This is a genomic window from Pseudomonas sp. Ma2-10, from assembly GCF_054330215.1.
In genome coordinates this window covers 172343-184371 of record NZ_JBTEYL010000006.1, presented here as the reverse complement: position 1 = coordinate 184371, position 12029 = coordinate 172343, and the positions used below count along the sequence as shown (strand labels likewise).

The following is a 12029-nucleotide window of genomic DNA, read 5'->3' as shown; positions in this document are numbered from 1 at the left end:
TGTCAGGGGCGGTCAGAATTCAATTTTCTATTTCTTCAACTATTGCGGTGGGCAAAATATCTTTGAGTAACACATTGCTCGTGCTGCCCTTCCTGGCAACCAGGGTACTTACCAGTGTTGACACCGCGAAAGACTGATAGCCGCTCATCGCCAGAAATACGTTCCGGTGAAAAACAACATCGGTCGAGAATACGTCGCGAAAGATCAAACTGTGTCCGCTGTCCGCATCCACAATCACCAAGTGCTCAGCGACCCGGCTCGCCCACAACTGATCCGCAACCACGATATCCCAGATCAGTTTTCCCGGAACCGAAGGCGACTGGTCGAGCGAATGGCGGCAATCGACAATGACCGATTCAAGTTTCAACCATGCGGCTCTGGTAAGCCGACAGGTCGTAGAACCTTGACCCATTTTGAGCACCAGGATGCTGACATCATCGGCAATCAACGGGAGCAGATCCGTACGCGTTTCCGCCCCCTCGACCACCAGTACTTCGGCGTTTCGCTGGACATAGTCGAGCGGCCCGAACCTACTGTTTTGCGGATAGGTGTGCACAAAACCATCCTTGCGGTCATGCAGCATCACATTGGTTTGATGCTGGGTGCCGACGAGCGTGAATTGCGCAGCGCTAGCGGTCTTCGGAATGCGGATCAACCGTCCGGTCCGGACCACGTACCATTGTGGGTAGTCAGGGTCTTTGACAGACAGAAAATCGGCGCATCGATGTTCGTTCGCCAGCGCCGCCAGGCCCTCACTCAACTCACCTTCCAGTGCCGCGACCCAATGGCTGTTAACGCCCGTAATCCGTACCGGTTCGTTGTACTGTAAATCCACCTCCACGCCTTCAAGCGTCGTTGCCCTCAGGCCAGAGCCTTCCACCGTTACGTCGCTGAAGGTCCAGCTCGCCCATTCCAGCGTCGGGGCTGGCAATGCCTCCGCCAGTAACAGTTTCGTTCCCTGGGCAAATGCCGTGCTCAAGTGGTCTGGATCGATAAAACCCTGACGGACAATCTTGCCGGTTGAAAGATCAAACAGCCAGGTGGCCTGATTGTCTGGAGTAATACTCAGCAACCGGACTTCTTTGCCGTGCCCCATCTCAGCGAGCAGCAGCCGACCACCCAGGTACCAGGCGCACAAACCGCCCTTGAAACCGGCCAACCCCAGGAGGGCAAAACTCGGCACCGGGTATTGCAACGCAACCCTTGCCAGCGCCAACCACCATTGAGTTTGATCCTTGAACCAGTGCTCGGTCAGCCCGCCAAATCTCAGATTCCCGTCCGGCATAATGTCAAAGAACAGACCCGCGTCGGTCAGGACGAGATAGTCCCGCTCAACGGCGACAACATTTTTCAGCCCTGGGGGGGAGATTTTTCTGGACGACCATTGTGCGCGACCCTCCTCCATCGATCTTTGCTGACGCATGAGGCTTTGGCGAGGTTTGTCGTAGGTAACGAACACGTCGCCCTCGACACCGGCGGGCGCGATGAGCAGAAGCTCATTCAAGGCCTTGATCGAATCGGCCCATCCCCGTAAACGGTGACGCCTCGTAGGTACACGGATAATCACCCCGTCACGGTTGCGCACCCAGACCAGATCCCGCGACTCGGCATCCATCTGCCAACAAACCGAAACCAGTGCACCGGGACGCCAGTTAACTGTATTGGCGGACTCTGCCGGCAATACATAGTCACCCAGCACCTGCGTCCAGTCCTTCAGCGTGTCAGCCTCCAGAACAGCCTGCAGTGCAGGATCCTGACCGCGGGTGATCGAGCTGAGCAACACGGTCCGGTCATGGATCACATAGGTCAGTTCATCGCGCTGACCGTCCTTTCCAGTGAGCTGCTGCACGATCTGAATGCCGCCATTGGTCACGGCCTCACAGCGGACAATCGCCAGGCCATCTCTAATCAGCAAACGATAGTGCTGAACCAGCGTCCCGGTGACCGCATTGACCTGCCAGACATCGAAACTCTCGGGGTGATAGAAGTAAGCCGAATCCTCCAACACCGCGCCCAATACCACCTCATCGGACAACAGGACATTCGGGTCGCGGATGTACAGGAAACGATCCTGTGCCGAGTCGTAATACGCGACTACCGTCCTGGGTTCGTCCGGCTTTTCGAACGGCACCACGAAGTTGCGAACCGGGGTGTAAGTCGTGGCCAGGCGATGCTCATGGGTCAGTGTCTTGAAGTGATCCAGCAATGCTTGTTCTCCGAGGGCCGGATCGGCCTCTTCTTCGACGACCTCCAGCCGCTGGGTAGCAAGCTCTACAAGCACGACTTTGTTACCCGCCAGTTTAAGCAATACATGGTGAGCGCCACCGCCACTGAACGTCACATCCAGCGTCCCCGAAACAAGGTGTCCCCCCGCGTCTATCCGGATGTCTGTCTCCGCCAGCCATGGAGTCCGCAGTACCCAGAGCATGGCCGTGTGACCAGGCGCGACGAGTTCGAGGCTCACGCCAGGATTGAGCAACAGGGAACATTGAGCACCTGCGCCTTCTACCCGGTAGGACACCAGCCCGTGCCACACCTTCGGCAGCGCAGGTACCGCCAGTGAACGCTCGATATTATCGAGACGAACGTTGAATACCGTTGGTTTGTAGACCGGGTTCAGCCGGTTGACCACGTACTCACCGGGAAACGAGTAGAACGAAAACAGAAACTGCCATTGCCCCTGTTTATTCTTCTGCTCCAGTCGACGTGCCGTGTCGAACCCGCCGGCATGACGAAACGTGACAAACGGCAGCAACTTGTATTCGTAGCCGTACCAGGTCTTGGGTCTGCAGGGCAGAACGATCGTCTGTCCTGGCGGTGGTGAAAAACTCGCCGAGTCCGGCAACGCAAGTCCCTGACGAATATCGATGGCGCGGTCGTAATCCACATCGAAATCCGGAACCCCGAAATGGTCCCGAAGCGGGAACAGTTTCGGACTGTCGAAATGGACGGTGGATGCACGAAGATCCACTGCGGTGAATACCAGCAAGGGATGCACAAACCAGGCATTCGCCGCCGCGTCCAGGTGATAGCCGCCTTGTAGATACGCCTTTTCCAGCCCATCAAAAAACAGCCCGACCTCCTTGGCTTCCTCCGCAATGGTCGCAAAGCCTTCGGCCAGGGCCGCAACGCCCACCGCCAGCCCGCCCACAATCACCCCGCCCCCCCCAAGCACCGCGGCCACCGTACCCGCGCCAGCCAGTGCCGCACCCAGACCGGCTACACCTACCACCGCACTCGCGGAGTCAAAGGCCAGCTGCGTCCCGAACTGCGCCCTTTCAACGTCATTGGTGGCGTGGCTTAGCTGATAAATATCAAACCCGACATTCACCAGCCCCAGCACAGTACCGACGCCTTCATTGGTGAGATGCCCCAAGGCCTTTTGCACCAACGGTGCGCTGGTGCGGGCGATCAGATTTTCATCGTCCAGTGCCTGACGCACCAGCTTCACGACGCCGAGCACATCCACTACGTTGCCGTGGGCCAGTTGGGCATAGTTGACGTAGGCATGCAGGCGAATAGCGGTGGTCAGGGCCTTGTCACCACTGCTCGCTGCCATCTCGTGATGACGCAGTACGTTCATCAAGGCTTGTACGGTGAACCCGGCATTGAGCGTATGAACGCTGCCGGCGTCCGTCGGATCAAGCGGACTGACCGGCTCCCGTGGGCGAGCGGCCAATGAATGGAAGGTTTCGCGGAGGAAGTTTTTAATTCTCAGGAACCGGTGGTCGCCGGTGGTGACACGCTCAAGGGTCTGCCCGGCATCGGTATTGACCAGACTGATGGTGTATTCCCCTGTCGGCGTTATCTCCAGTGTCTCGAACAACGCAACAGAATCCGACGCCAGCCCGTGTTGCTCCTGCAACTGCCGTGTCGCCTGCGCGATCTGCCCCCCCCACCAGTGCGCGTCCAGTTCCAACAAAGAACTGCCCAGCACCGCATTGTTGACCAACGACTGCCCTCGGGCGCTGGCCAACCGTTGTCTTATCCGAGGCGCCTGCTCAGGCAACGCTCCCGACGCCAGCAGACTGGAGACCTGAGCGCCGGATGCAAGCACCCTGGCGTTCAGCCCAGCGCCATTGAGTTCGATCAAGTCAAAAGTCGGACGTGCCACATCCCCAAAGGCGGCGTAATGCCTGGCCATTTCCTTGCGGATGAAAAAGTGCGTCAGCGCCTCACTGAACGTCGAGGCCGTCGCAAACTCGAAGATCCCGAAATTCGGATCGTAGAGCAGGTAAGCGCTGTGCGGCCCCTCAAGCGTTTTCGCAACCAGCATCGAGTGGTTGTCCGAGTTGAGCATCAGGGTGGTCGTGGCCGTTTTTTCTTCCAGCATCGCGACGATCTGAGTCAGGTCGGAGCGCATCAAGGGCTCGCCTATTTCATTGACCGGGACGTCACGCAGTTCCTCGATCATGTTCACAAATCCCCTTGAGTCGCCGGCTTCAGGCTCGGTAACCGCCAGGTAAAAGCGTTCACACAAGGTATTGGCCGCGTGACTGCCTTCATGGAGCGCAGCTGCCATGACCAGAGCCAGTGGGTAACAGCGTCCGGCAACCCGATCGCCCGACCCTTCGAGTAACAAGTCCTGGGGCACCAATTTGAAACTGCCGTGATCAAAGCTCTCCAGCACTTCACCGATTCGCTCGCCAATACGGTCGCGGTATTCGAGCTTCGCCACTTGCTGAATCCTGGCGACCGAACGCCCCCACTCCACCAGGGTCAGCGGACGTTCGAGTGCCTGTTTCTTGAGTTCAATACTCGTTTCGGACAAGGCCACAGGCGGGTTGGAAGCACGCGTCAACCCGGCAAGGAAAGCCGGATGACTTTGCTTGAACAACTCCCGTTCAATGGCCCCGTAACGGTGGATGACGCCTAACTCCGACATCGTATTGGCAAGGTTTTCAAGCGCTGCACTGGCGGTATCAAAATGCTGGTTATCCAGGGTATTGACCCCCAATAGCCCACCCAGCAACAGACGTTGCAGCGGGTTTAGCTTCACGGTGAGCAATGGGTCTTTGGCGACCCGGCTCAGCAGTTCATCCACCGACAGGTTTTGTGTCGCCTCGCCCGGAAGGGATGCCGGAGGGCGGATGCTGGCGTCCTGGGCGATGATCGCTTGCCGGTCATCGAAGCTCAGGGACAATGGCTTTTCAAACGTCACGTTGCCGTTGTGGCGCTGACTCATGGCCTGGCGAAATGGAGCACCGAGATCATCGGCCAGTCGCTGCAACAGATCGCAGATCAACACATGACGACCTTCGATCACCGGCCAGCCTTCTTCGAAATCAATACTCTGGTACTTGAGCAGTTGTGCGACATCGCCGGCATAGCGGGCTTTGAACGTCCCGGCCTGCCAACGCTGCTTCTCTCTGTTGAGCCACTGAGCCGTGTCGCTCTCGTTCTCCTTCCATGAGTGATCCAACTCCTCCTCGGTCGCCCGGTTGACGGTTGCGATAGCGGGTATGGCGACTTCAGCTCTCCAAGCTTCAGCGCCCAGTGGGGTGAAATGCATCTTCTCGTAATCCGCCAGCCCATCGCGCATCGCAGCAGGCCCGCTCAGATAAATGGTCACTTCACTCTGTGGACGGATTCCGTCGCTGTAGTAAGCAGCGCAAGCTTCAACCAAAAACCTGACCGCTATTTCTTCCTCCATCGACAGTTCATGCAAGGGCCCGAACCGCTTCTCGACCACCTCCTCGGCAACGTTACTGACGGCCTGGGCATCGATAAGCGCGATCTTTCTTTCAACCGCTAACCGGGCGGTGGCATCAACCACTTCATAGTTAAGCCTGAAACGGTCAAGAACGGCCTTGAGCATCGCTGACCCTGGATGAGCCATCATGAACGCGTTACTCATCGTGCTTTGCTCGGCGACGGCACGCAGTCCATCCGGTTGCACCTGACGCTCTACCGGGCGCCGGAAAACACTGCTGATATCAGGGCTGCTCTTGGCGAAATTCTCCAGCGCCTCACGGTGCGCCAGAGGAATTAGCTCGAAATAGTTTGTGTACTTGCTGCGTATAACCTGCCGCCCCGGCATCCACTCAGGACGGTGGTCAAGTATCAACTGCAAAACGCCCAGGCGTGCATCCGAGCCAAACCGGCTGATATCCACTCCGCCCAGGTTTTCTAACAACGCTGGCAGACTGTCCACGTCGGCATAACTGCCACCGTCGGCGAATAGTGCCTCGGCGCGGACAATATCGGAGGCGGCCGCAAAGTTGCCACGCAAGCTGATTTCTCGCTCGTAGATGCCCTGCAAGTACAACGGTGCCGCCTCGCTGGCGAGATCGCGAAGAACAACAGCGCCCTCTTTCATCGACAACAGACTCTGGCGGTTTTTCTCCCTTAGTACTTTCAACCGTCCTTCATCTTGGCGATAGGCTCGAACCAACAGATCGATCCTGGCGTTGTCGGCGCTCTCACCGCTTTCTACCGCTTTATTAATGTGTGCAAACATCTGCTGCTTGAGAGCGATAACCCGCTCTTCATACTTATCGCCAAGTTCAAAAGCGTCACCACTGTCCTGCCCGCCATTAAGCATGGCGTCAGCCTTGGCGGCCTCGACAATAATCCGATTGGTTTCGTAAGCCAGCAATGCATCGCTGTCGTACCAGAGTTTGAGGGTGTAACCCTGCCCGGATAATGTTTGCTTCCAGATATTGATGTAGTCGCGCTGGATATCGCCTATACCACCGCCGAGCCAGACAAAATGCAGATTGTCAGGCACGTTTGTTCTGGGAATTTGCAACTGCTGCGTACCGTTCGACAAACGCGCCTCGAAACCTTCGAGTCGTTCGTAGAGGTCTGTCACGTCGGGGGCCGCGCGCTCGGGAGGCAGCGACTCAGTCGCTCGTCGTGGTCGACCCAACGGCCCGACAAAAGATGCCAACGCCTGCTTCAACAGGCCCAGCGGCTCCAGCATCCTGGGCGAATCAAGCAAGTCGATGCAGCCTGAGTAATACCGGAAGACGGCGTCATACTCAGGGTTACCTTTGTGAGCAATCAACGCATGCTCAAGATCTTTAAGATTAAGGAGTTTTGCGAACTTTACATATTCACCGATATACGGAACATCCAAATGACTATTAGGCAAGACACTCTCCAGCTTCAACAAATGCAATTTAATTCTGCAAGCCAGCCGCGCAAATACCGCTCGACGACAACGTCAACCCTTTCGTATTTTTGAACGAGACCAGATCAATACGTGAAGCAACTACTTCACACGAGACAAAACTAAATCGTAAAAGCGGGCACTTCAAACTGGAAGAAATTCAATTAATTTCAACACAATCAAATTTTACGAAAATAAAACTTTTTATTACCGACTTAAACAAGCGTACTTAGACAAACATTATCGCCAGGGCCGCCAGCAAACAGGCGGCGTTGTGACTCATGCGCAACACCGACGTTTTTGACTGCAAAAAAAGCACTGGATAAAGAAGGAAAGCAGCGACAGAAAACAGTATTAATTCTTCGTGGAGAGAGTCATAAATCCCACAACGACTGGTGAAATAGATGACGCACCAACGCCAGGGCAAAAGAGCCAACGAACAGGCGGGAATCTATTCAGTGAAAAACGGCCCGCGCGGGGCCGCTAAGGTTCAGGAGGCAGGCTTGATGCCGTACCAACGAGGCGTATACACCCACTCGCCACCCTCGGCACGAGGGAACACGCAGGTGGTGGAGGAACCGATCAGCACCATGGTGCGCATATCCACCTGGTCGGGGGTCAATTCGCCGAGCGTGGTCACCCGTAGCGTCTGACCAGGGCGACCGATGTCGCGGCCCAGCACCACCACCGTTTCCGGCGTGCGATGCCGGCCGACGATTTCCAGTGCCTGGCCCAATTGCCACGGCCGCGCGCGGGAGATCGGGTTGTAGAACGCCAGCGCCAGGTCTGCTTCGGCGGCCAGGTCCAGGCGCTTCTCGATGATCGCCCAGGGCTTGAGGTTGTCCGACAGCGACATCACGCAGAAGTCGTGGCCCAACGGCGCACCGGCCTGAGCAGCCGTCGCCAGCGATGCTGAAACACCCGGAAGAATCTCCAGGTCGACGCTGTGCCAGCTCGGCTCACTCGACTCATGCAACGCTTCAAGCACCGCCGCCGCCATGGCGAACACACCGGGGTCACCGGATGAAACCACAATCACCGAACGGCCTTGCGCCGCCAGCTCGAAGGCGTGGCGGGCACGCTGCATCTCTTCTCGGTTGTCGGTGCAATGCAGCACTTGATCTTCGCGGAACGGCCCGGCCATGCGCACGTAAGTTTCGTAGCCGAGAATGTCGGTGGCCCTGGCGAGTTCGGCCTTGACCGCTGGCACCATCAGTTCGGCGGCGCCAGGGCCCAGACCGATGACCGCCAAACGACCGCGCGCCCGGCCGATCTGCGCAGCGTCCAACGGCTCAGAGGCCACCGCGATGGCAATGCCGGGATCCGCTGACACGATGGTAGCGTTCGGCACCGTGTGGCGGGACAACTCGCTAACGCCGCCGCTGACCGATGCAAACCGCAGGGGCACACCCAGTTCAAGTGCCGCTTCGCGCAATGCCGTGCTGGCCATGTTCAGATCGCTGGCCAACAGGCACACCACCGATTGCACGGCGATTTTCGCTTGCCGCAGGGTCGCGCGAATGGCGCCTGACAGCCCCGCCACCTCACCGCTCACCGCCACCAACACATTGCGCGGGTAAATCATCAATTCATTGGCTGCCGGTGTCCGCTCGGCATGGCCGACATGGATCGACAGCTGCGCGTGAGGATCTTGCGGCAACTGCGCCTGCGCCAGCCACGGCGCAGCCCCTTCGACGCGTACGCTTTGGCCGGCGAGCAAATCCGAGACAAAGCGTTTGCCCCGTTCCAGATCGCCGAGGGCGTAACCGCTGGGTGGATTGAGCAGGCAGGTGCCAAAGCGCAGTTCACCGCTGGTGGTGATCGCCGCAGCAACCTCGAGACCGGCAGCAATCTCGCGCGCCATGACGTTCACGCCCCCTAAGCCTCCGAGCAGCGGCACCACGGCGCTGCCGTCTTCAGCCACGGCCAGCACTGGCGGCTCGACGCCTTTTTCCAGCAGTAACGGCGCCAGGGTGCGGATCACAATGCCCGCCGCACACAAGGCAATAATCGGCGTGTCCTGCTGATAGAACTCACGCAAGGTGGCGCCGAATTCGTGATAAACGCGGTCCGCGCCTTCCACCCGCTCGGCCAGGCCATGGATCAATGCGCCGGGGTATAGCTGCGCAATCTTGCGCGCGGTCGCGAGGCTGCCATTGCCCAGAATGACAATCGCCGGAACTGGACGGGCCATCAGCCTTGCCACCGTTCGCCGGGCACAATGATCAGCGAGAAGTACGGCGAGGACATCGGCTCGACCTGATCCAGGGGGACGATTTTCTGATTGGCCATGGTCGCGCGTTCGACGTACAGCGCACGTTCCGCCAGCCCGAGTTCTTCGAGCACCTGACGGACCTTGGGGAAGTTGCGCCCCAGCTTCATGATCACCGCGGCATCGGCATCGCCCAGACGACGCTTGAGATCGTCGGCGGGCAATACGCCCGACAGGACCGACAAACTCTGATTGCGATACACCAGCGGCGCGCCCAGTACCGAGGCACCGCCGAGCATCGAGCAAACGCCCGGCACGACTTCGGCTTGATAGCGCTCGGCCAGTCGATCGTGCAGGTACATATAGGAGCCGTAGAAGAACGGATCGCCTTCGCAGATCACCGCCACGTCACGGCCAGCGTCCAGGTGCGCGGCCAGTTCTTCACCCGCCGCATCGTAGAAATCGCTGATCACTTGCTCATACGACAGCGGCGCCGGCAATGCTTCGGTGGTCACCGGATACACCAGCGGCAGCAGCGTTTGCGCGTCTTGCAAATGCGCCTCGATGATGCCGAAGGCATTGCCCTTTTTGCCCTTGGCGACGAAGTACGCCACCACCGGCGATTCGCGCAGCAGGCGCAGGGCTTTGACGGTAATCAGTTCCGGATCACCGGGGCCGACGCCCAGGCCGATCAAACGTCCAGGTTGCTGCATCATTCGATCTCCGTGGCGAGGGCATTGACGGCGGCGGCGGCCATGGCGCTGCCGCCCAGCCGACCTTGCATGATGACGAAAGGCACGCCACGGCTGTCTGCCGCCAGCATAGCCTTGGATTCGGCGGCACCGACAAAGCCCACCGGGAAGCCGAGGATCAGTGCCGGTTTCGGCGCGCCGGCGTCGAGCATTTCCAACAGATAAAACAGTGCGGTCGGCGCGTTGCCGATCACCACCACGCTGCCTTCCAGGTGTGGGCGCCATAGCTCCAGCGCGGCGGCGGAGCGGGTGTTGCCCAGCTCGCGGGCACGCTGCGGAACGCTGTCATCACGCAGGGTGCAGATGACTTCGTTGTTCGCAGGCAAACGCGTGCGGGTCACGCCTTCACTGACCATCCGCGCGTCACACAGGATCGGGGCGCCGGCGGCCAGCGCATCCCGCCCGGCCTTACCCGCGCCTTCGGAAAATTGCAGCCCGTCGATGGCGTCGACCATGCCGCAGGCGTGGATCACACGGACCGCGAGTTTCTCCAGATCGGCCGGAATACGCTCGAGGTTGGCCTCGGCACGAATGATCGCGAAGGAGTTGCGATAGATCTCCTGGCCGTCGCGGATGTAATCAAGCATCAAGGGGGCTCCGTGAGCGGGCGTCGAGCAAGGCGGCGACCGCTTCAATAGTAAGGTTGCGTGCGTGCAGTGCGCCGAAATGCGGCTGCGCTGCCTCGCGAAAAAAGAGGTCGTAGTGACCGGGAGAAACCGCCAGCAACGTGACCGGCGCAGTGTGCGCGGCCGCGCAGGAGCGCGGGCAGCCAGACAGGTGCACGTTGAGTGTCTGGCCGTGACGCTGCAGCAGCGCCGCCAGTTGTCGAGCATCGCTCTTGGTGTCGGCCAGGCCTTTGCCGCAACCCGTCGAACCGGTGCAGGCGACCACGTGCGCCAAGGCATCGTCGGCCAAGCAACGCAGGCCGAGTTGTTCAAGGTTGTGGATAACTTGCGGCGCATCGTCGACATGAACACCGGGTAACAACAGGCTTTGCCAAGGTGTGAAACGCAGGCTGGCGTCGCCCTGGTCACGCGCCAGTTGTGCGACGCCTCTAAGCATCGCGGGATTGAGACGGCCCAGCGGCGGCACCGCGCCGATATACACACGCTGCGCCTCACGCTGTGGATGAACGCCTATGTGCAAGACACTCGGACTTACCTTGCGCTGCCGACCCTTGATAGGCATCAACGGCACACGTTTGGCCAGATGGGAGAGAAATTCGTCGAGCGAGCATTCAGCGAGCAGATGCCGCATGCGTGTCTGGTCGGGACGCGCCAGGTCAAGAAACAATTCCAACACCGCGACCACCAGCGCGTGGCCCTGGCCCAGTGACACCGCACCCACAGGCGAGTCCACAGGACACCCCGCCAGACCGAATGCAAAAACCAACTCGCCCTCTCGCTCAGTGGCGGACAACCACAGATCATGAGGATGCTCGAGCATCGCCAGACCTTCGCCGCCATCCAGTTGCACGGCAAACTTGGCGCTGAGGTCATGGAAGCGTTCATGGCTTTGCAGCGTGGCGAGGATGTTTTCGGCCAGCGGCCGCGTGTCGAACAGCCCCTGCCGATCAATTCCTGCGCTCGGGCTGAGCATCAGATTGCGCACATCGTCGCCGGCGGCAGTGCTTGGACCTAACCCGGCAGCCATCAGGCCATCGATCAAGGCGTCATGTTCACTGCCGATCCCGCGAATCTGCAGATTGGCGCGGTTGGTCGCCTCGATCACGCCGCCGGCGAACCGCTCCGCTGCACTGGCTACCGCTTCGGCCTGGTCCGCACGGATCGAACCGCCATTCAACTTGATCCGGCAGATACCGCCATCCAGCGCCTGGACGATACGCAGCAACCCCGGGCAGGCCGAGGGGCGTAAGGCTAAGGACATCGGACGTTTGTTCAAGGGGGCGACCGGCAGTGTGGGAAAGGCGCTTCGCGGGCGAAGGCGCGGT

5 protein-coding genes are annotated in these 12029 nt (G+C 59.3%); all 5 read right to left on the bottom strand.

Annotation, left to right across the window (positions count from 1 at the left end; translation table 11 throughout):
• Positions 1 to 19 precede the first annotated feature (19 nt).
• The gene (locus ACXPVS_RS10715) at positions 20 to 6925 is read right to left on the bottom strand and encodes a TcdA/TcdB pore-forming domain-containing protein (protein WP_458509952.1); all 6906 of its coding nucleotides are present in this window, start codon (positions 6923 to 6925) and stop codon (positions 20 to 22) included.
• A gap of 679 nt (positions 6926 to 7604) precedes the next feature.
• Positions 7605 to 9308 (bottom strand): precorrin-3B C(17)-methyltransferase, encoded by a 1704-nt coding sequence (gene cobJ / locus ACXPVS_RS10710; RefSeq protein ID WP_458509904.1) that lies wholly within the window; start codon positions 9306 to 9308, stop codon positions 7605 to 7607.
• A complete protein-coding gene (locus tag ACXPVS_RS10705; protein WP_458509951.1) occupies positions 9308 to 10039 on the bottom strand; it encodes a precorrin-2 C(20)-methyltransferase in 732 nt (243 codons plus the stop codon). Before ACXPVS_RS10705 ends, cobJ begins: the two co-directional genes overlap by 1 nt.
• Positions 10039 to 10665, bottom strand: coding sequence for a precorrin-8X methylmutase (locus tag ACXPVS_RS10700; protein WP_458509903.1), 627 nt, complete (start codon positions 10663 to 10665; stop codon positions 10039 to 10041). Before ACXPVS_RS10700 ends, ACXPVS_RS10705 begins: the two co-directional genes overlap by 1 nt.
• Positions 10658 to 11965 (bottom strand): precorrin-3B synthase, encoded by a 1308-nt coding sequence (cobG, locus tag ACXPVS_RS10695; RefSeq protein ID WP_458509902.1) that lies wholly within the window; start codon positions 11963 to 11965, stop codon positions 10658 to 10660. Before cobG ends, ACXPVS_RS10700 begins: the two co-directional genes overlap by 8 nt.
• Between the last annotated feature and the right edge of the window lie 64 nt (positions 11966 to 12029).